19 protein-coding genes are annotated in these 19,507 nt (G+C 70.1%); 7 read left to right on the top strand and 12 right to left on the bottom strand.

The features are described from left to right. Window positions 1-190: 190 nt before the first annotated feature. Both IF12_RS0111525 and IF12_RS0111520 read right to left on the bottom strand, forming a co-directional pair. On the bottom strand, window positions 191-1,405 hold the full coding sequence (locus tag IF12_RS0111525; protein ID WP_133884372.1) for a hypothetical protein: 1,215 nt from the start codon (window positions 1,403-1,405) through the stop codon (window positions 191-193). 81 nt (window positions 1,406-1,486) lie between these two features. Then, the gene (locus tag IF12_RS0111520; RefSeq protein ID WP_030158191.1) at window positions 1,487-2,518 is read right to left on the bottom strand and encodes an SIS domain-containing protein; all 1,032 of its coding nucleotides are present in this window, start codon (window positions 2,516-2,518) and stop codon (window positions 1,487-1,489) included. Window positions 2,519-2,626: 108 nt separating this feature from the next. On the opposite strand from IF12_RS0111520, the gene IF12_RS27200 reads away from it, so the two are divergent. Together IF12_RS27200 and IF12_RS26895 are read left to right on the top strand one after the other, a co-directional pair. Then, complete coding sequence (locus IF12_RS27200; RefSeq protein ID WP_369807679.1) at window positions 2,627-2,932, top strand: 50S ribosomal protein bL37; 306 nt, start codon at window positions 2,627-2,629, stop codon at window positions 2,930-2,932. An 82-nt stretch (window positions 2,933-3,014) separates the two neighbouring features. Next, a complete protein-coding gene (locus IF12_RS26895; RefSeq protein ID WP_030158189.1) occupies window positions 3,015-3,608 on the top strand; it encodes a TetR/AcrR family transcriptional regulator in 594 nt (197 codons plus the stop codon). 4 nt (window positions 3,609-3,612) lie between these two features. Here IF12_RS26895 and rsrA read toward each other — a convergent pair whose 3' ends face one another. The 4 genes from rsrA to IF12_RS0111495 form a co-directional block, all read right to left on the bottom strand. Then, the gene (rsrA, locus tag IF12_RS0111510) at window positions 3,613-3,909 is read right to left on the bottom strand and encodes a mycothiol system anti-sigma-R factor (RefSeq protein ID WP_030158187.1); all 297 of its coding nucleotides are present in this window, start codon (window positions 3,907-3,909) and stop codon (window positions 3,613-3,615) included. Continuing rightward, window positions 3,909-4,709, bottom strand: a complete 801-nt coding sequence (locus tag IF12_RS22960; RefSeq protein ID WP_030158185.1) for a sigma-70 family RNA polymerase sigma factor — start codon at window positions 4,707-4,709, stop codon at window positions 3,909-3,911. Before IF12_RS22960 ends, rsrA begins: the two co-directional genes overlap by 1 nt. Window positions 4,710-5,210: 501 nt before the next feature. Next, window positions 5,211-5,564 carry a WhiB family transcriptional regulator gene (locus tag IF12_RS0111500; RefSeq protein WP_035748836.1) on the bottom strand — a complete coding sequence of 118 codons (354 nt, stop codon included), beginning with the start codon at window positions 5,562-5,564 and terminating at the stop codon, window positions 5,211-5,213. A gap of 145 nt (window positions 5,565-5,709) precedes the next feature. Continuing rightward, window positions 5,710-6,417: an SOS response-associated peptidase gene (locus IF12_RS0111495; RefSeq protein WP_035748905.1), complete on the bottom strand. Its 708-nt coding sequence runs from the start codon at window positions 6,415-6,417 to the stop codon at window positions 5,710-5,712. A gap of 164 nt (window positions 6,418-6,581) precedes the next feature. Between IF12_RS0111495 and aroA the strand changes: the two genes are divergently transcribed. The 3 genes from aroA (at window position 6,582) to hisN (ending at window position 9,818) form a co-directional block, all read left to right on the top strand. Then, window positions 6,582-7,931, top strand: coding sequence for a 3-phosphoshikimate 1-carboxyvinyltransferase (gene aroA, locus IF12_RS0111490; protein ID WP_051704265.1), 1,350 nt, complete (start codon window positions 6,582-6,584; stop codon window positions 7,929-7,931). Continuing rightward, window positions 7,931-8,944, top strand: coding sequence for a ribosome small subunit-dependent GTPase A (gene rsgA, locus IF12_RS0111485; protein ID WP_030158178.1), 1,014 nt, complete (start codon window positions 7,931-7,933; stop codon window positions 8,942-8,944). The genes aroA and rsgA overlap by 1 nt, the downstream gene beginning before the upstream one ends. Window positions 8,945-9,017: 73 nt before the next feature. Then, the gene (gene hisN / locus IF12_RS0111480; protein ID WP_030158176.1) at window positions 9,018-9,818 is read left to right on the top strand and encodes a histidinol-phosphatase; all 801 of its coding nucleotides are present in this window, start codon (window positions 9,018-9,020) and stop codon (window positions 9,816-9,818) included. Window positions 9,819-9,944: 126 nt separating this feature from the next. On the opposite strand, the gene IF12_RS0111475 is transcribed toward hisN, so the two are convergent. Further along, on the bottom strand, window positions 9,945-10,913 hold the full coding sequence (locus IF12_RS0111475) for an acetylxylan esterase (protein WP_030158174.1): 969 nt from the start codon (window positions 10,911-10,913) through the stop codon (window positions 9,945-9,947). A 299-nt stretch (window positions 10,914-11,212) separates the two neighbouring features. Here IF12_RS0111475 and IF12_RS0111470 point away from each other — a divergent pair, with 299 nt between their 5' ends. Continuing rightward, window positions 11,213-12,214: a polysaccharide lyase family 1 protein gene (locus tag IF12_RS0111470; RefSeq protein WP_197034687.1), complete on the top strand. Its 1,002-nt coding sequence runs from the start codon at window positions 11,213-11,215 to the stop codon at window positions 12,212-12,214. Window positions 12,215-12,387: 173 nt separating this feature from the next. Further along, complete coding sequence (locus IF12_RS0111465; RefSeq protein ID WP_030158170.1) at window positions 12,388-13,812, top strand: RICIN domain-containing protein; 1,425 nt, start codon at window positions 12,388-12,390, stop codon at window positions 13,810-13,812. 64 nt (window positions 13,813-13,876) lie between these two features. On the opposite strand, the gene IF12_RS0111460 is transcribed toward IF12_RS0111465, so the two are convergent. From IF12_RS0111460 to uxaC, 5 genes are read right to left on the bottom strand one after another with little or no spacing between them, the layout of a single operon-like run. Beyond that, the gene (locus IF12_RS0111460) at window positions 13,877-14,227 is read right to left on the bottom strand and encodes a hypothetical protein (RefSeq protein WP_030158168.1); all 351 of its coding nucleotides are present in this window, start codon (window positions 14,225-14,227) and stop codon (window positions 13,877-13,879) included. 6 nt (window positions 14,228-14,233) lie between these two features. After that, on the bottom strand, window positions 14,234-15,343 hold the full coding sequence (locus tag IF12_RS0111455; protein ID WP_030158166.1) for a Gfo/Idh/MocA family protein: 1,110 nt from the start codon (window positions 15,341-15,343) through the stop codon (window positions 14,234-14,236). After that, entirely contained in the window at window positions 15,344-16,717 is a 1,374-nt protein-coding gene (locus IF12_RS0111450; RefSeq protein WP_030158164.1) for a mannitol dehydrogenase family protein, read from the bottom strand. Continuing rightward, window positions 16,705-18,012 carry an enolase C-terminal domain-like protein gene (locus IF12_RS0111445; RefSeq protein ID WP_030158162.1) on the bottom strand — a complete coding sequence of 436 codons (1,308 nt, stop codon included), beginning with the start codon at window positions 18,010-18,012 and terminating at the stop codon, window positions 16,705-16,707. Before IF12_RS0111445 ends, IF12_RS0111450 begins: the two co-directional genes overlap by 13 nt. 5 nt (window positions 18,013-18,017) lie before the next feature. Continuing rightward, complete coding sequence (gene uxaC / locus IF12_RS0111440; protein WP_051704264.1) at window positions 18,018-19,505, bottom strand: glucuronate isomerase; 1,488 nt, start codon at window positions 19,503-19,505, stop codon at window positions 18,018-18,020. Window positions 19,506-19,507 lie beyond the last annotated feature (2 nt).

Below are 19,507 nucleotides of genomic sequence, written 5' to 3'. Positions count from 1 at the left end.
CACCTCCGCACAAGGGCAGGTCGACGGCCCGGCGATTGCGGAGCACTGCGACCGCATAAGGAACGCCGAGCGAATCGCGCGAGAACGCGATCGGCGAACCAGGACCGCGCCGAGGCGTGGGAAGGAGGGAGGAAGGACGAACCGGCGAACCGGAGACTGGACTCGGCTCTCGATGGGTCGGAGATGCGGCCTAGCGGTCGGTCGGGTAGTCGGTGATGACCGTGTGGGGGTGTTCGAGTTCGGCCCGGGGGGCCCAGCACTCGTAGACGCCTCGCTCCACACAGGTCGCGTCGGTGGCCATGATCGCCTCGATGTCCGGTTGGCTCAGGCGCAGCCGCACCCAGTCCTCGTTGCGTCCCAGCGCGAGCACCTCGGTCTCGCGCCAGCGCGCGAGCGTGGCGTACCGCTGCGGGCGGGTCACCGGACTGCGGCTCTTGGCGCCGCGGGCGTAGACGTCGAACCCGTGGCCGGGGTCGGCGGTCACCGAGACCTGTTCGCCTTCATGGACGCCCATGAGTCCGGCGTGGACCGAGGGGTCGACGCGGAAGAGCGCCCTGCCGGTCTCCAGGCCGGGGATGCGGTTCACGAGGTCACGGTGACGGGCGCCGGCCATGCGGTTCCACACGTTCGTCTGCGGTTGGTACTGGAACAGTGCTATCTCCGCGCCGTCGGGGGTGTACGCGAGGATCTCGGCGCGCGCGGTCAGCGGCAGGTCGGCGAGTCCGGCGGTGGCGAACTCGGGGATGAGGTGCGTGCCGCTGGGGAGGAATCCGGTGCCGAGGATCATCGATCCGCGCCGTTCGCGCCCGGGCACGCTGAGCAGGCCGGGGAAGTGGGCGACTTCGGTGCTGGTGTAGTCGCTCGCGCCGATCGCCTTCCAGCGCAGGGCGAAGGCGGTGTCGCGCACGTCGTCGGGGTCGCCGGAGAGGACGATCCGGTCGTCGGGGACGCGCAGGTGGGCGACGTCGAATTCGCGGAAGCACACGCCGCCGACGAGGGGTGCGGAGGTGAGTTGGCGGGCGACCTGGTGGCGGCTGAGCGGTTTGACCATGCGGGTGCCGGGGGCGATGAACGCGGTGGCGCGCACCGCCGAGACCAGGGCGCGTTCGGCGGGGCCGATGCGCGGGTTCTGGCTGTAGCGGTGGACGGTCGCGGCGTCGACCCCGCGCATGACCGGGATCGACACGGGGGCGACGCCGGCGAGGAGGAGTTCGCCTCCGGGGCTTTCGACCTCGGAGGCGTGCACGTAGCGGTGGTAGGCGATGCCGCCGGGGTGGAAGCCTTCGTCGCGGGTGTCGGAGTAGAGCTCGAAGGCGGCGCCTCCGGTGATCGCGCGCGCCTGGTACCGCCTGTCGTTCCAGACGATCTCGGTGGTGCCGGTGGACGCGGCGGGTGGGGCGTGCATGACGCTGAGTTTACGGAGATCGGTGAACATCAGGGTGAACCGAAGGTGAACTCCCGTTTCCGGGAGGCCCGGGACCTGGGATCACACGGTCTCTGTGACCTTCTTGAGACCTCTTGGGGCGTCGGGGTTCTCGCCGCGCTCGATGGCGAGGTTCAGTGAGAGTTGTTGCAGGGGAAGGATGTCCAAAAGCGCGGCGAGGCGTTCGTCGACGGCGGGGGTGGCGAGGCGGGCGCTCTGGCCGGGGACGTCGGCGGCGCCGACGACGACCACGTCCGCGCGCTGCTTGCCCAGTTGGGTGAGGACGTTCCACATGGCGTGCCCGCCGGGGCCGGAGCCGACGACGGCGAGGACGGGGACGCCGGGGTCGGCCATGGCGAGCGGTCCGTGGAGGAGGTCGGCGCCGGAGAACGCCAGGGAGGGGAGGTAGGAGGTCTCCATGAGTTTGAGGGCGGTCTCGCGGGCGGTGGGGTAGGCGTAGCCGCGGCCGGTGGTCACGAAGCGGGAGGCGAAGCGGTAGCGGCCGGCGAGGTCGGCGGCGCCCGAGCGCTCCAGGACGCTCTGGGCGAGTTCGGGGAGCTTGTCGAGGGCGGCGGCCTCGGCGGCCTCGAGGCGGCCGGTGCCGGTGCGGATGCCTTCGACGAGGAGCAGGAGGGTGAGCAGTTCGGCGGTGTAGGTCTTGGTGGCGGCGACGGCCCGTTCGTGTCCGGCGCGGACGTCGAGGTGCAGTTCGGCTTCGGCGGCGAGGCGGGAGTCGGGGTTGTTGGTGACGGCGAGGGTGAGGGCGCCGCCGGCGCGGGCGGCGGCCACGACTTGGGCGAGGTCGGGTGAGCCGCCGGATTGGGAGACGGCGATGACGAGGCTGTCGGACCAGTCGGGGCGGGCGTCGTAGACGGTGACGACCGAGGGGCTGGCGAGGCTCGCGGGCAGGCCGAGACGGATCTCGGTGAGGTAGGCCGCGTACAGGGCCGCGTGGTCGGAGGTGCCGCGGGCGGTGAACACGATGGACCGGGGGCGGCGTTCGGCGATGATCGCGGCGATCTTGGCGATCTCCGGTGCGCCGTGTTCGAGCAGGCCGCTGTACACGTCGGGCTGCTCGGCGATGTCGGCGGCCATGCCCGCGCCGGGGCTCGCGGCGGCGATCTCGTCGGCGGCGCCGACCTGGGGCTCGTTCACGGGACGCTCCTTGTGCGACGGAAACTAAATATTAAATAAACCTTCATAATGAAGCGTAGTCGACCGTGTCCACGCTCGTCCACCGACGCTCGGTTTTCCGGGATTCGAGATTGTTTCGGGCCGCCCGCGCGGAGCGGGCCGGGCGTGAGCGGACCGGCCGCTGCGGCACCGCTCACTTCCACACTCCTCCGAGTTCACGCAGTCGTCAACGCCCTCGGGGCCAGCGCTCCGGGGCCGGTAAGGTTGACCCCTGCATTCCCGACCGACCCAGGAGGAGCCATGGCTAAGGCATCGCGCAAGCGCAAGTCGCGTAAGAAGAAGGCCGCGAACCACGGGAAGCGGCCGAACAGCTAGAGCGTGGCGGGGCAGGCGGCCCAGGCCGCGACTGCCCCGCGATCGCACTGGTCGATCCCGGACGAGAACGAGACTTGCGCACATGAGCGAAGCGCCGCGCGACGCGCGCGACCCGAATCAGCCGAGCACCCGCGAGCGGATCCAGCAGACCGCGATCGCGCTCTTCAGCGAGCACGGCTACGAACGCACCTCGCTGCGGGAGATCGCCGAGCAGCTCGGCGTCACCAAGGCCGCGCTGTACTACCACTTCAAGACCAAGGAAGACATCGCGGCGAGCTTCTTCGAGTCGTACGCGACCGATGTCGACCGGATCTGCGAATGGGGCGACACGCAGCCGCGCGGGTTGGAGACGCGCACGGAGCTGCTGCGCCGGTACGAGGAGACGATCCGCTCGCACGTGCCGGTGCTGAAGTTCATGCAGAGCAATCAGGCCGCGCTCACGCGGTTGGACCGCATGTCGGTGTTCCGGATGCGCCAGCGGCGGCTGCACGCGCTCTTGATCGAGACCGATGATCCGCTCATCCACCGCCTGCGGGCGTGGGACGCGATCACGACGCTCTACAGCGCGTGGATCACCTATCCACGGATCGACGACTCCGAGCAGGAGATCCGGGAGGCCTCGCTCCAGATCTCGATCAGCCTGCTCCAGGCGAACGCGGCGGAGTCGGCCGCGTAAGCGGTCAGCGGTCGCGTTCGGCGACTTCGCCGAAGAGCTCGCTGACCTGCTCGATGGCGCTGAGCTTGCGGCGCAGGCGCTCCTTGACCTCGTCGGGGGCCTTCTCCTGGCTGCAGCAGCGGTGGACGATGGCGCGCACCTCCTGCTCGATGCCGTACTCGGACAGGCACGGCGAGCATTCGTCGAGGTGGTCGCGGATGACCGTGCGCCGGACGTCGGAGCACTCCTGGTCGAGGTAGAGGTAGACCTCTTCGAGGACTTCCCGGCAGTCGAGCTTGGGCTTGTCCGATTCTGGACCGATCACTGCTGGACCTCCCGTGCGGGCGACAGGCCGCGGTCGGCGGCGTACGAGCTCAGCAACTGGCGCAACTGCCGCCGTCCGCGGTGGAGGCGGGACATGACGGTGCCGATCGGGGTGCCCATGATGTCGGCGATCTCCTTGTAGGAGAAGCCTTCGACGTCGGCGAGGTAGACCGTGAGGCGGAAGTCCTCGCCGAGGCGCTGGAGGGCGTCCTTGACGTCGGAGTCGGGCAGGTGGTCGAGCGCCTCGGTCTCGGCCGACCGCAGGCCGGTGGCCGAGTGGGACTCGGCGTCGGCGAGCTGCCAGTCGGTGATCTCGTCGGTCGGCGAGGTCAGGGGCTGGCGCTTCTTCTTGCGGTAGGTGTTGATGTAGGTGTTGGTGAGGATCCGGTACAGCCAGGCCTTGAGGTTGGTGCCCTCGCGGAACTGGTGGAACTTGGAGTAGGCCTTGAGGTAGGTCTCCTGGACGAGGTCCTCGGCGTCGGCGGGGTTGCGCGTCATGCGCAGCGCGGCGCCGTAGAGCTGGTCGATCAGGGGCATCGCGTCGCGTTCGAACCGCTCGCGCCGCTCCTGGGTGCTCTCGTTGGCCTCGGTCACCGTCTCCCTCTCGTCGCCCGCCGTCTCTGAGCCTACGGCAGCGGCGTCGGCGAAGTCGGGGGAAAGGCGGGCGGCGGTGACGCCGCCGACGGTGTCGGCACGGCTCTCGGCGGCGTCGCCGGCGCCGATGGGCGGGGACCATTCGGGTCCGCTCAGCAGCGCGGCCAGTCGCTGGTCCTCGCGTCCGCGGAGGGTGGTCGTCATATGCGGTGCGCTCCTTGCCTGAGAGGTTGCTTGCCTTGGAGGTTGCCTAGGCTGGCGGGCCTCTCGCCGGGGGCGGCGGTGTGCCGTTCCGGCGAGCCGATCGTGGAGACTCGACCCGTGCAACATCGCCTGGTGCGGGTTCATTCCGCGGCGGGCGGATCGGCGGGCGTCACTTTCACCACACCGCGTGTGCGGGCGGGGACGGCGCCGGTCGAGGGGCGGGGCGCCGGTTTGCCGTGAAATCACCCGGAATCATTACTTTGTGGATTGAAACGGTAACTTTCAGTGGGAGTGGTCGTTATCGTGGGTGGACCCGGAAGGGTCTTGATCGCGTCGGGAGACCGGCGCGTGAACTCCCAGTACCTGCCCCGGGCCGGTGGACCTGACACCGCCGCCGGTCCGGGGAGGCTGCGGCCTCCCCGCTCCGATCCCGACTCGGGCACCGTGAAGCCGCGACCTCGCTCGGGCGAGCGGTCGCGGCCGCCGGTTCATCGGCCCTCGCTACGCGCCGACGGCGAGGGGGTTGATGTCCTTCCAGACCTCGATCATGGCGCGGCGCTCGCGGGGCGCGGTGGCCCCCCAGACGCCGTGGCGGTCGCGGGCCTCCAGTGCGCGCACCAGGCAGGGCGTGCGCACGGGGCACGAGGCGCACATGGCGAGCGCCTCGTCGATGGGCTCGCGGGGCTCGGGGTACATGACGTCGGGCTCGACTTCGGCGCAGTTGCCTCGGCGGAGCCAGTCGTCCCCGCTCATCCGGTAGGCGCCTCTGATGATCTCGTTGCGGTATTCGGCGGCATCGAGCAGCCGGGGGTCCCGCCGGGCGCGGGCCACCTCTTCGGGGCGGATTCGCCGCATTGCTACCTCCCTGTTCCCTGCCGCCGCCGACCCTTCCTGCTCCGACGCCTCGAAGCGGGAAGCGATTCCCTTCAGTCGGCCGCGGCTTGTACACGAAAGACCGGTGACTTGGGGTACAGATACCGTTGGGCAATAGTGATTGAGTTCACAATCCTGGGAGCGTCGCGGCGTCGCCCTCGTCGCCGACCTGGCGGACGAGTTCGGGCCCGTCGTTCCCGGCGCGGCCCACCGCGCGGCCGACCTTGCGGATCTCCAGCTCGTCAGCGAGTGAGGGGGCGGGGCCGGCGAGCAGCTCGGCCGCCTCGGCGTCCTCCTCCCCCAGCCAGGCCGAGAACCGTTCGGGCGCAAGGACGTACGGCATGCGGTCGTGGACCGTGGCCATCGCCTCGCCCTGGGCCGGGCAGGTGAGCACGGTGAAGGTCATCAGGTTGAGGTCGCCTTGGTGCCAGGTGTCCCACAGGCCCGCGAAGACGACGCCACCCGGACGGGTGAAGAAATAGGGCTGCTTGCCGCCGCCGGGGAGCTTGCGCCACTCGTACCAGCCGTCGGCGGGGACGAGGGCGCGGCGCGAGGCGAACGGGCGCTTGTAGGCGCGCGAGGTCGCGACGGTCTCGATCCGGGCGTTGAACATGCGGACGCCGACACCGGGGTCGGAGGCCCACGGCGGGACCAGGCCCCAGCGGGCGAGTTCGATCACGCGCTCGTCGCGGGACTTCGAGCGGCGGACGAGGGGGGCGGTGGCCGTCGGCGCGATGTTGTAGCTCGGCCTCCACGCTCCCGCGACGAGGTCGGCGGCGTCGAAGAGGGCCGCCATGCTGGGGCTCGACTTGCTGTTGGCATACCTTCCGCACATGCCCACACCGTAACCCGCGGCACCGACATCGCGGCCCGTCGATGCCGCGGCGGCGCCGGAGCGGCCCTCCGGGCCTCGGGTCTCGGGCGGGTTCGGCCGCACCCGCAGGCGCCGGGGTGCGGCGACGCTCCGGTCCCCGGCCCGCCGGCCACTAGAATGGCGGCGTGAACGCAACCGCAGCACCCAAGAAGCGCCGCTGGACGACCACGTACGCCGAAGGCGAGCTCGACGCCGTCGTGCGCGTGCCCGGCTCGAAGTCGATGACCGCCCGCGCCCTCATCCTCGCCGCGCTCGCGTCCGGCCCCTCCACGATCCGCCGCCCCCTCGTCGCCCGCGACACGCTCCTCATGGTCGAAGGGCTGCGCGCGATCGGCGTCGCCGTCGACACCGCCGACGACGACCTGTGGACGGTCACCCCCGCGGCCTTCAAGGGCGGCACGGAGGTCGACTGCGGCCTCGCCGGCACCGTCATGCGGTTCCTGCCGCCGGTCGCGGCCCTCGCCGACGGCCCGGTGGCCTTCGACGGCGACCCCCACGCCCGCAAGCGCCCCAACGACGGCGTCATCAAGGCCCTGCGCGACCTCGGCGTCGACATCGACGACGGCGGCCGCCGCGCGCTGCCGTTCACCGTGGGCGGCACCGGCCGCGTCGAAGGCGGCGAACTCACCGTCGACGCCTCCAAGACCTCCCAGCTCGTCAGCGCCCTGCTCATGGCCGCGCCCCGCTTCGAGCAGGGCCTGGACCTGCGCCACGTCGGCGACCGGGCCGTCCCCAGCCGCCCCTACCTCGACATGGTCGTCCAGATGCTCCGCGAGGCCGGAGCCGAGGTCGACGACAGCGAACCGAACCGCTGGCGCGTCGCCCCCGGAGAGCTCGAAGGCCGCGAATGGGCCATCGAACCCGACCTCCAGAACGCCGCCCCGTTCCTCATCGCCGCCGTCGCCGTCGGCGGCCGCGTCACCGTCGAGGACTGGCCGACCGAGACGACCCAGGCCGGCGACCACATCCGCGGCCTGCTCACCCAGCTCGGCTCCCGCGTAGAACGCAGCCGCGGCGGCCTCACCGTGATCGGCTCCCCCAGCCCGATCCCGGCCGAACTCGACCTCACCGACGCCTCCGAGCTGACCCCGTCGCTCGCGGCGCTGTTCGGCGTCAACCGCGGCCCCTTCACCATCCGCGGCGTCGCCCACATCCGCGGCCACGAGACCGACCGCGTCGCGGCCCTGGTCACCGAGCTGCGCGGGATCGGCGCCGACGTCGAGGAGTTCGAGGACGGCTTCCGCGTCGACAAGGGCGGCAGCCTCACCGGCACCTGGAAGACCTACGCCGACCACCGCATGGCCCACGCCGGCGCCGTCGCCGGACTCGTGATCCCCGGCCTGGCCCTCGACGACGTCGCCTGCGTCTCCAAGACCTGGCCGGACTTCGCCCAGGTCTGGGAGCAGGCCGTCCTCCACGGCGGCAACGGCGCGAAGCGCGGCGAGGACCGGCGCGAAGCGGAGACCGAAGCCTAGTGCCAGGGCCGGACTGGGACGAGGACGAAGAGGACTGGGACGAGGACGACGTGCGCGTGCGCCCGACGCGGCGCTCGCGCCCCCGGACCAAGATCCGCCCCAAGCACGAGCACGCCCGCGAGGGCATCGTCACCGCCGTCGACCGCGGCCGCTACACCTGCCTGGTCGAAGGCGAGCCGGTCACCGCCATGAAGGCCCGCGAACTCGGCAAGCAGTCCATCGTGGTCGGCGACCGGGCCGCGCTCGTCGGCGACCTCTCGGGGGCCCCCGGAACCCTCGCCAGGATCGTCAGGATCGAGGAGCGCCACGGCGAGCTGCGCCGCTCGGCCGACGACGAGAACGCCACCGAACGCGTCGTCGTCGCCAACGTCGACCAGCTCGTGGTCGTCGCCAGCCTCGTCGACCCGCCCCTGCGCTACGGCTTCGTGGACCGGTGCCTCGTCGCCGCCTACGACGCGGCCGTCGCACCCGTGCTGTGCCTGACCAAGAACGACCTCGCCCCCGCGATGATCGACGAGGTCCGCGCCTACTACTCCCAACTCGACCTCACCATCGTCACCACCCGGCCCGACGAGCCGCTCGAGGGCCTCGTGGCGCTCCTGGCCGGCAAGGAGAACGTGTTCTTCGGCCACTCCGGCGTCGGCAAGTCCACTTTGATCAACCGGCTCGTGCCCGGGGCCGGGCGCGCGGTCGCCGAGGTCCGCGCCATCGGCAAGGGCAGCCACACCTCCACCAGCACCGTCGCGTTCGAACTGCCCGCCGGCGGCTGGGTCATCGACACCCCCGGCGTGCGCTCCTTCGGGCTCGCGCACGTCACCGCCGACTCGATCCTCAAGGCCTTCCCCGAACTCAAGGAGGTCGCCCAGGACTGCCCGAGGGGCTGCACGCACACGCCCGAGATCGGCGACTGCGCCTTGGACGCGGCCATCGGACCGGACGACCCCAGGGCCGGGCGGCTCGCCTCGTTCCGCCGCGTGCTCGCCTCGCTCCACGAGTCCGACGGCAAGAACTGACCCGCGAGGGCCCGGTCACCGCCCGCGGCCTCGGCGGGCGACCACCGTCGGGCGGCCTCGTTAGGATGAGGCCATGCCCACCTCCAGCTACAACGACGATCTCGGCCTCGCGCACCTGCTCGCGGACAGCGCCGCCCAGATCGGCAACAGCCGGTTCCGGTCCTCCGACCTGCGGGTCACCTCCAAACCGGACATGACCGAGGTCTCCGACGCCGACACCACCATCGAGGAGGTGCTGCGGTCCACCCTCGCTCGCGCGCGCCCCCGCGACGGCATCTTCGGCGAGGAGTACGGCGACAACCCCGGCGCCTCGGGCCGCAAATGGGTCATCGACCCGATCGACGCCACCCGCAACTACGTTCGCGGCGTGCCGATCTGGGCGACCCTCATCGCCCTGTTCGACCGCGGCGAACCGGTCGTCGGCGTCGTCAGCGCCCCCGCCCTGAACCGCCGCTGGTGGGCCATGAAGGGCGCGGGCGCCTACGCCGGACGGGACCAGCGCGCGGGCAAACGCATCCAGGTCTCCAAGATCGCGAAGCTCGCCGACGCCTCGGTGAGCATCTCCTCGATAACCGGATGGACCAAAGTGGACCGACAAGGCGCGATGCTCGGACTGCTCCACGAGGCCTGGCGCGAGCGGGGCTTCGGCGACTTCTACTCCTACTGCCTGCTCGCCGAGGGGGCCGTGGACATCGCCGCCGAACCCGAAGTGGCCCTGTGGGACCTGGCGCCGCTGGCGCTCATCGTCGAAGAGGCCGGCGGGACCTTCACCGACCTGAAGGGGCGCCCCGGCCCCGACGGCGGCTCGGCCCTGGCGAGCAACGGGCTCCTGCACGAGCAGGCGCTGGAGCGGTTGAAGATCCGCGAGCACTGATGCGCGAACCGCGGGGTGCGACCCTCTCGGGTCGCACCCCGCGGTTCGTTGGCGGGAGGCACGGCGTGGTGGAGATCTGAGAAGGCTCGTGAGGCGCGGCTCGGATTGCCGCCCGGCGGCTGCCCGTTAGCGCAGTTCGGCGAGGAACTTCAGGTGCTCGCCTCGTTGGTGGATGCCGCCGCCCTCGTGCTTGTTCCAGGGCCACACGGTGATCCGCTTCTCGCCCTGCCAGCGGTTGTACGCCGCGAAGACCGTCGACGGCGGGCAGATGTCGTCCATCAGGCCCACCGAGTACAGCGCCGGGGCCGTGCCGCGAGCGGCGAAGTTGACGCCGTCGAAGTAGTCGAGGGTCGCGAAGACCCGCTCCGAGCGCAGGCGCTGGCCCGCGAGGAACTCGACGAGCTCCTGGTACGGGAAGGCGTCGGTGATCGTCACCGCGCGGCGGAAGTAGGTCAGGAACGGCACGTCGACCATCGCGCCCGCGAGGTCGCCGCGCAGGCCGCCGACCGCCTGCGCGATGCCGCCGCCCTGGCTGCCGCCCGCCACCACGATCCGGTCCGGGTCGATCCCCTCAAGGCCCCGGGCGACGTCGACCGCGCGGTAGGCGTCGGTGAAGACGCGCCGGTAGTAGTAGTGCTCGGGGTCCTCGAGGCCCTGGGTCATCCAGCCCTTGTTGGTCGGCCCGGTCGTGCCGTACGGGTCGCCGGTGTCGCCGGGCTGCCAGTTGCCGTAGCCCTGGCCGCGGGTGTCCATGACCAGGTGCGCCCAGCCGGCGGCCGGGAAGGTCGTGTGCGCCCACGGGTAGGAGCGGCCGCCGGAGTAGCCGATGTACTCGACCACGCAGGGCAGGGGCCCCTCGACGCCCTTGGGCTTGACGAGCCAGGCCTTGATCGGGTGGCCGCCGAAGCCGGCGAAGACCAGGTCCTGGACTTCCGCGGTGACCAGGTCGGTCTCGTGCGGGGTGATCCGGACGTCGAGGTCGTGGGCGCCCGCCTCGGTGAGCGTGGACTTCCAGAACTCGTCGAAGTCGGCCGGTTCGGGTACGTCGGGCCGGTACTCGCGGAGCTGTTCCAGGGGGAGGTCGAAAAGAGCCATGGAGCGTTTGTAGCACCACGCGACGCAGAAGTCCACAACGGGGGAAGGCGTTTTCCAAGAGCGGCGGCGGGCGCTCCGAGAGCCGTTTCGGGCACCGGACGACTACGGAAAGTAGATATATGGCTTTCGCGCGTTATGTGGTAGACAGGGAGGCGATGACCCCTCCGAGATTCCCCGGAAATCATCACCGCAATCGGTTGCCATCCCGATTGAAGCCGGATACCATATCGATACATTTCAATGCATTCCCAACAAACTACGGGAATGCCGTCAATCCGACAATCGAGAGGAACGCAATCGTGAGCACCAACCCGGCAGTTCCGCGCATCAAGCGGCGCGTGCTCCTGGCCTCCGGCGCGGGCGCCGCGGCGGCCGCCAGCGGCCTCGGCGTCTGGGCCTCCCAGCACGCCAGCGCAGAGAACGCCGCCGACGCCGGCCAGGCCGCGTCCGACGTCGGCGCGGCCCAGTCCGTCATCGGCTGGGCGAGCCTGAACGGGGGCGTCTCCGGCGGCTCCGAGCAGGTCGACGTCTCCAGCGCCAGCGAGTTCCTGGCCGCGATCGGCGAAGGCGGCCTCGTCGTGCGCCTGACCGGCTCGATCAGCATCTCGGGGATGAACAACGTCGCCGCGAACACGACGGTGACCGGCGCCTCGGGCGCGAGGATCACCGGCGGCGGCCTGAACATCTCGGGCGACTCGAACATCATCATCACCAACCTGACCTTCGACGACTGGGACGACGACGCGATCAACGTCCAGGAGTCGGCGACGAACATCTGGATCCACCACAACACCTTCGGCGTCGGCTACGACGGCTGCGTGGACGTCAAGCGCGGCTCGGACTACGTGACGATCGACTGGAACCGGTTCGACGGGCACGACAAGAACATGCTCCTGGGGCACTCCGACGACAACGCGGGCCAGGACGTCGGTCACCTGCGGGTGACGTACCACCACAACTACTTCAACGGCACGAACCAGCGCAACCCGCGGGTGCGCTTCGGCGAGCAGGTCCACGTGCTGAACAACTACTACCGGAACGTCGGCTCCTACGGGGTCGCGACCACGATGGACGCGGGCGTGATCGTGGAGGCGAACTACTTCGAGAACACCGAGGACCCGACGCACATCGGCGAGGGCTCCTCGGACCCGGGGCGCCTGGTCGAGTTCGACAACGTGCTCGACGGCTCCGGGCCGATCCTGACGAACGGCTCGGTGAACACCGATCTGCCGTACAGCTACTCGGCCGACCCCGCGGACCAGATCCCGGGGATCGTGAGCGACGGGGCCGGGGCCAGCTGACCTCACCCACCTCAATAGACACTTCCTGTCAGACGGGACCGGCGAGACATCGCCGGTCCCGTCTCTTTCTATTTTGGACTGAGGTCTTGCAAACGCTGTCCCTGGGGGTTTACCGTCAACATCGAGACCCTTCAATATGTTGGGACTCCCCCTCCATCGAAAGGAAGTCGCCGATGTCGACCCTGTCATCAGTCCGACCCGGACGCCTGTCCAGACGCGTGGTCTGGATGATCGCGGCCTTCTGCGCCGCAATGCTGGCGGCCCTGTCGATCAGCGTCCTCAAGCCCGCCGCGTCGAACGCCTTCGAGACCGGAACGTGGTACACGCTCGCCTCCCGGCACTCCGGTCTCAACCTGGACGTCCAGGGCGGCTCGACCTCCGGCGGCGCCCAGCTCGTCCAGAACTCGGCGAGCAGCGCCACCAGCCAGCAGTTCCGCTTCCTCGACGCCGGCGGCGGCTACTACAAGATCCAAGTGCGCCACTCCAACCTGGTCCTCGACATCTGGGAGTGGAACGCCGAGGACGGCGCCACCATCGCCCAGTACACCGACCTGGGCGGCACCAACCAGCAGTGGACGATCACCGAGAGCTCGGAGGGGTACCTCACGTTCGTGAACCGCTTCTCCGGCAAGGCGCTCGACGTCTGGGAGTGGTCGACCTCCTCGGGCGCGAGGATCTCGCAGTTCACCGCGACCGGCGGCTGGAACCAGCAGTGGCGCGCGACCCCGGCCGGCGGCGGGGGCACCCCGACGCCGCAGGGCCTCCAGGGCTGGGCGACCCAGAACGGCGGGACCACCGGCGGCGCCGGCGGCTCCTCCACGACCGTGTCCTCCGCCTCGGCCTTCACCTCGGCCGTCTCCGGCAACAGCGCCAAGACCGTCCGCGTCAGCGGCACCATCGCGCTCTCGGGGATGGTCAACGTCGGGTCCAACACCACGATCATCGGCAACTCCGGGGCCACGATCACCGGCGGCGGGCTCAACTTCGACTCCGTGCGCAACATCATCGTCCAGAACCTGACCTTCAACAACTGGTCCGACGACGCGATCAACGTCCAGGACGAGTCCACGAACATCTGGTTCGACCACAACACCTTCGGCACCGGGTACGACGGCGCGCTCGACATCAAGCGCGGCTCGGACTTCATCACGGTGTCGTGGAACCGGTTCAACGGCACCGACAAGACGATGCTGCTGGGCCACTCCGACTCCAACGGGAGCCAGGACATCGGGCACCTGCGGGTGACCTACCACCACAACTACTTCAACGGCACCAACCAGCGCACCCCGCGGGTCCGCTTCGCCGACCCCGTCCACGTCTACAACAACTTCTACGTCAACATCGGCTCCTACTGCGTGGCCACCACCGAGAACGCCGGGGTCCTGTTCGAGGGGAACTACCTGGAGAACGTCAACCGCGCCGTCGACATCGGACAGGCCGCCTCGGGCCCGGGCCGGGTCGTGTCCAGGAACAACCACCTGGTCGGCTCCCCCACGCCGGTCTCCAGCGGCTCGGTCGGGAACATCCCGTACAGCTACACGCTCGATACGCCCTCCCAGGTCAAATCGATCGTGACGGGAGGCGCCGGCGCCAGATGAACCGCCTGAGATGACGAAGGCCTCCGGGGCCGAGCCCCGGAGGCCTTCGCACTGCTCGGAGCGCCTACGGCTGCGGCGCGGGCCGGGAGGTGAGCCCGACCTTGAACGACAGGACGAGCGCCGTGGCGAGGTAGAGGGCGGCGATCGCGAAGTTGAGGACGCCGGGACCGGTGTCGCCCCCGGCGAGCCGCTCGAAGGCCGCCACCGTGATCACGCCGGATCCGAAGTAGAACCCGACGGTCAGCAGCGGCACGGCCGCGCGGCGCGGCAGGAACGCGGCCACGACCAGGAGCAGCGAGAAGGCGAGGTCGGGCAGCGCGAAGATGTTGTCGGAGCGGTAATCGGCGTCTGAGGCCAGCCACCAGATGAGGACGAGACTGACCGGCAGCGCCAGGATGCGCGCGAAGAGGACCAAAGTCCTTCACCCCCAAGGGAGATCGAGTTCGCTGAAGAGTCTGCCACCCTTGGCGGCCTCCTCCACGGCGCGGTCGGCCCCCTTCAGGATCGTCACGGTGTCGTCCTCGGCGCGTTCGAGGTGCTCCTCCCCCACCAGGCGCGGGACCGGGTCGTTCAGGACCCGCTCCAGGACCCCGGTGAAGGTCTTCGAGCGGCGCAGCCCCGAGATGAGGCCGATGCCGCGCTGGCGGTGCGCCAGGAGGTTGTCGAGCAGGTCGGTGCGCCCGTACTGCTTCGCCTCGGTCTCGCCGGGCAGGATCAGGCGGTCGGTGGTGTACTCCAGCCACGCCTCGCCCTCGGTGCCGCGCACGTAGATGTCGCCTTCGAGCTTGCGGTCCCCGCAGACGGTCACGGCCACGGTGATCCGCACGCCGTTCTTGTTCGTCGCGCGCCACACGGCCGTGTCGTCCACTTCGATGCTCTCGCGGCAGCGCAGCCGCTCCAGCTCGATCGGGCCCGCCAGCGGCCAGTCGCCCGCCAGCGCGATGGCCTGCTGGGAGGCGTGCGCGAAGGGGTTGGCGAGGGCGCCGTCGGCGACGAGGGTGCCGTCGACCTCGCGTTTGCCGGCCCATGGGGAGCGGCGGTAGTAGGCGTCGGGGCGGCGCCAGGATCCGGCGACGCCGACGGAGGTGATCTCGCCGAGGCGTCCGGCTTCGACGGCGTCTCTGAGGGCGTTGAAGGCGTGGGAGCCGAGGGCTTGGAATCCGACTTGGACGTTGCGTCCGGTCTCGACCATGGTGGAGTAGAGGGCGGCGTACTCCTCGAGGTTGGCGACGGGGGGTTTCTCGAGGTAGACGTCGCTGCCGTTGCGCATGGCGGCGCTGGCGATGGGCAGGTGCGTGGGCGGCGGGGTGGCGATGACGACCACGTGGGGGTCGGTCTCGTCGAGCATCGTCAGGTAATCGTCGTAGACGGGGAGGCCGGCGAGCGGGATCGTGTCGTCCTCGTAGATCTCGGCGGTGTCGCAGAGGCCGACGAAGGCGATCTCGCCGCTGCGGCGTCGCGGTTCGAGGTTGCGGCGGTGGTGGAGTCCGTATCCGTTGGCGCCGACGAGGGCGATGCGCGGGGTTTCCATTCAGAGGTGCTCCAGTGTGGTGGCGGCGCCGTGGCGGTCGAGTTCGCGCAGCCATTTGGCGGCGGCACGGCGAAGCTGGTGGTTGTCGGCGACGGGTTCGGGGACGACCTGTCGGATGCCGAGGATCGCGTCTATTCTCGCGGCCGGGTTGGTGCCGGCGGCGGCGAGGCTCTGGCGTATGACGTCTTTGAGGGGGTCGTCGAGGGGCAGTTCGGCGCCGGCGTCGCTGCGTCCGGCGCAGAAGCGGGTCCAGGCGGCGACCGGGAGTGCGATGAGGTCGAGGTCGACGGTGTTCCCGGCGGGGTCGGCTTGGGCGAGGTCGGCGATGGTGGCGAAGAGCCGCTGCGGGAGTTTCTGGCTGCCGTCCATGGCGATCTGGAGGCAGCGGTGGCGGATGGCGGGGTTGCGGAAGCGTTCGAGGACGCTTTCGCCGTAGGCGTGGGTGTCCTGGCCGTCGGGCGGGGTGAAGCTGGGTGCGATCTGTTCGCCGATGAGCCAGCGGGCGAAGTTCTCGGCGCCGGGGAGGGCGAGGGTGTCGCTGACGGTCTCGACGTCGGCGAGGGCGCCGAGGTAGGCGAGGGTGGAGTGGACGCCGTTGAGGGTGCGCAGTTTGAGCCGTTCCCAGCCGGCGACGTCGTTGGTGTAGGTGGCCTTCCAGTCGGGTCGGGGTCCGGCGAAGTCGTCTTCGATGACCCATTGGGTGAACGGTTCGGCCTCGACGGCGGCGAGGTCGGTGACGCCGAGTTCGAGGAGTGCGCGTTCGTAGGTCGCCGGGGTGGATGCCGGGACGATCCGGTCGACCATGCTGGAGGGGAAGGCGAGGTTGGTCTCGGCCCATTCGCGGGTCATGGGGTCGAAGAGCGGTTCGACGGCGTCGCGGGTGGTCTTGCCGTTGTCGGGGAGGTTGTCGCAGCACAGGACGGTGAGCGGGGGTCCGCTGCGGGCGGCGCGGCGGGCGATGCCGGCGGCGAGGAGGCCGGGGATGCCGTTGGGGTCGCGGTAGGCCTTCTCGGTGATGGTGAGGGTGATGACGTGGGTGGTGTCGGCGGCGATGAGGTCGAGGGCGCGTTCGCGTTCGGTGGCGATGTGGAGGGTGTCGACGATGGCGCCGACCACGCGCATGGAGGCGCCTTCGGGGCCGAGGGTGGCGACGGTGAACAGGCCGTCCTGGGCGGCGAGGGCGTCGATGACGCCGCGTGAGCGGGGTGCGGCGACGGTGATGCCCCAGTCGGTGTCGTCGGTGTAGACGGCCTGGTGGGCGCGGTGGAAGGCGCCGGCGCCGAGGTGGAGGACGCCGGAGGTCTGGGGGCGGTCCCCGGGGACGCGCACGTCCCCGGGGAGCCGCTTGGCGTTGGCGTTGCTCAGGCGCTCCATGCCGGTCCGTTCGGGAAGGAGTATTCGGCGATGGACTCGTCTTTGAGGGTGACGGAGTAGCCCGGCTGGGTGGGCAGCTGGTATTTGCCGTCGACGACGGTGACGGGGTCGGCGTAGTGCTCGTGCAGGTGGTCGACGTACTCGATCATGCGGCCCTCCAGGGTCTTCCCGATTCGAAGGTATTCGAACATGCCGAGGTGCTGCACGTATTCGCACAGTCCGACGCCGCCGGAGTGCGGGCAGACTTCGACGCCGTGCTTGGCGGCCATGAGGAGGGTGGCGAGGACTTCGGGGACGCCGCCGACCCGGCAGGCGTCGATCTGGCAGACGCGGATGGCCTCGGCTTGGAGGAGTTGTTTGAAGATGACGCGGTTGGCGGCGACTTCGCCGGTGGCGACGCGGATGGGGGCGACGGCCTTGGCGATCCTGGCGTGGCCGAGGATGTCGTCGGGGTGGGTGGGTTCTTCGATCCAGTAGGGGTCGAAGGCGGCGAGCTGCTTCATGTTGTCGATCGCCTCGGGGACCGACCAGATCTGGTTGGCGTCCATCATGAGGAGGCGGTCGGGGCCGAGGACGTCGCGGATGATGCCGGCGCGGCGGACGTCGTCGGCGACGTCGGGTGAGCCGACTTTCATCTTGGCGGCGCTCCAGCCGTCGGCGACGGCCTGTTCGGTGAGGGCGCGGACCTTGTCGTCGGAGTAGCCGAGCCAGCCGACGGAGGTGGTGTAGGAGGGGAAGCCGTCGGTCTGGAGGACTTTGAGGCGCTCGTCGTAGCCGTCGCGGCCGGCGTCGAGGATCGCTTCGGCCTCGGCGGGAGTGAGTTCGTCCTCGATGTGGCGGTAGTCGATCTGGGCGGCGAGTTCGGCGGAGTCCATTTCGGCGAGGAGCCGCCACATGGGTTTGCCCTCGAGTTTGGCGCGCAGGTCCCATACGGCGTTGACGATGGCGCCGACGGCCATGTGGGTGGCGCCTTTCTCGGGGCCGAGCCAGCGGATCTGCGGTTCCTGGACGATCGAGCGGGAGAACTCGACGGGGTTGGCGAAGATCTGCTCGATCGTCTTGCCGACCACGAGGTGCGCGAAGGCCTTGACGGCCTGGGCGACGATCTCGGTGCCGCGTCCGCCGGTGAAGGTGAAGCCGGTGCCGGTGGGGCCGCCGTCGGTGTGGAGTTCGACGTAGCAGGCGGAGTAGTCGGCGCGGTTGATCGAGTCCGAGCCGTCGCCGGCGGTCGCGGTCGGGAACCGGACGTCGTGGACTTCGAGGCGTTCGATTCTCGTGGTCACAGAAGAAGGCATGGTGTTTACTCCGATTCGGGGGAAGGCGAGCGCAGCGAGCCGGTTGGGCGGGGCGACGGGTGCGGGCCCAATCCGTAGATCTTGCGGGGCAGGTTGTAGGCGAGGTCGACGGCGACTTCTCCGGCTTCGTCCTCGGTCATGCGGTGTTCGGCGACGAGGCGGGCGAGGTAGGAGGCGTCGATGCGGCGGGCGAGGTCGTGGCGGGCGGGGATGGAGCAGAACGCGCGGGTGTCGTCGACGAATCCGGCGGTGTTGTAGAACCCGGCGGTCTCGTGGACGGCTTCGCGGAAGCGGCGCATCCCTTCGGGCGAGTCGAGGAACCACCAGGGTGCGCCGAGGAACACCGAGGCGTAGCCGCCGGCGAGCGGCGCGAGTTCGCGGCTGAAGACGGTCTCGTCGAGGGTGTAGAGGACGATCCGGAAGCGCGGGTTGTTCCCGAAGGCGTCCAGGAGCGGTTTGAGGGCCTGGGTGTACTCGGTCGGGGCCGGGATGTCGCCGCCGACGTCGCGGCCCCAGCCTTCGTGGAGCCACTTGTTGTGGTTGCGTTCGGACCCGGGGTGCAGTTGCATGACCAGGCCGTCGTCGACGCTCATGCGGGCGAACTCGACGAGCATGTGGGCGGGGAAGGCCGCCTGCTCCCGGGGGTCGGCCTGGCCGCTGAGGGCCTTGTGGAAGATCTCGGCGGCCCGCTTGGGGTCGTCGATGGTCGTCGCGGTCCGGTTGCCGTGGTCGGAGCAGGTGGCTCCGGCGGCGATGAAGTCCTGGCGGCGGGCCCGCAGCGCCCGCAGGAACCCGTCGAAGGTGGCGGTGTCCTCGCCGGTGGTCTTGCCGAGTTCGGCGACGCGTTCGGCCCAGCCGGGCCAGTCGGGTTCGATCAGGTTGTCGGGCCTGAAGGTGGTGACGACCTTGCCGCCCCTGCCGCCCCATCGGCGTCCGCCGCCGGCGGGGATCTGGGCGAGCGCGGCGTGGGGTTCGAGCGAGTCGACCGGGGATTCGGTGGTGGCGAGCACTTCGATGTTGAAGCGGTCGAACAGGGCGCGGGGCCGGTAGGCCGGTTCGGTGAGGCGCGCCGAGAGGTGGTCGTAGAACTCGTCGGCGGTGCCCGGTCCCAGTTCCTTGTAGATCCCGAAGACCTCCTGGAAGGTGTAGTCGAGCCACAGTTTCGAGGGGGTGCCGCGGAAGAGGTGGTAGTGCTCGGCGAAGCGGCGCCAGATGGTGCGGCCGTCGACTTCGGAGGGCTCGGCGCCGGTCGAGGGGACGCCGAGTTCGCCGGGGGTGACGCCCTGGCTGTAGAGCATCCGCGTGAGGTAGTGGTCGGGGACGACGAAGAGGCGGGCCGGGTCGGGGAACGGGCGGTTCTCGGCGATCAGGCGCGGGTCGACGTGTCCGTGGGGGCTCACCAGCGGCAGGTCGGTGGTGCGCTGGTGGATCTGGCGGGCGATGGCCCGGGTGCGTTCGTCGGCGGGGAAGAGCCGGTCGGGGTGCAGGGACATGG

Source organism: Glycomyces sp. NRRL B-16210, from assembly GCF_000719515.1.
Classification (GTDB): domain Bacteria; phylum Actinomycetota; class Actinomycetes; order Mycobacteriales; family Micromonosporaceae; genus Glycomyces.
The sequence above is the reverse complement of the archived record's forward strand: the minus strand, read 5'-3'. Positions and strand labels throughout refer to the sequence as shown.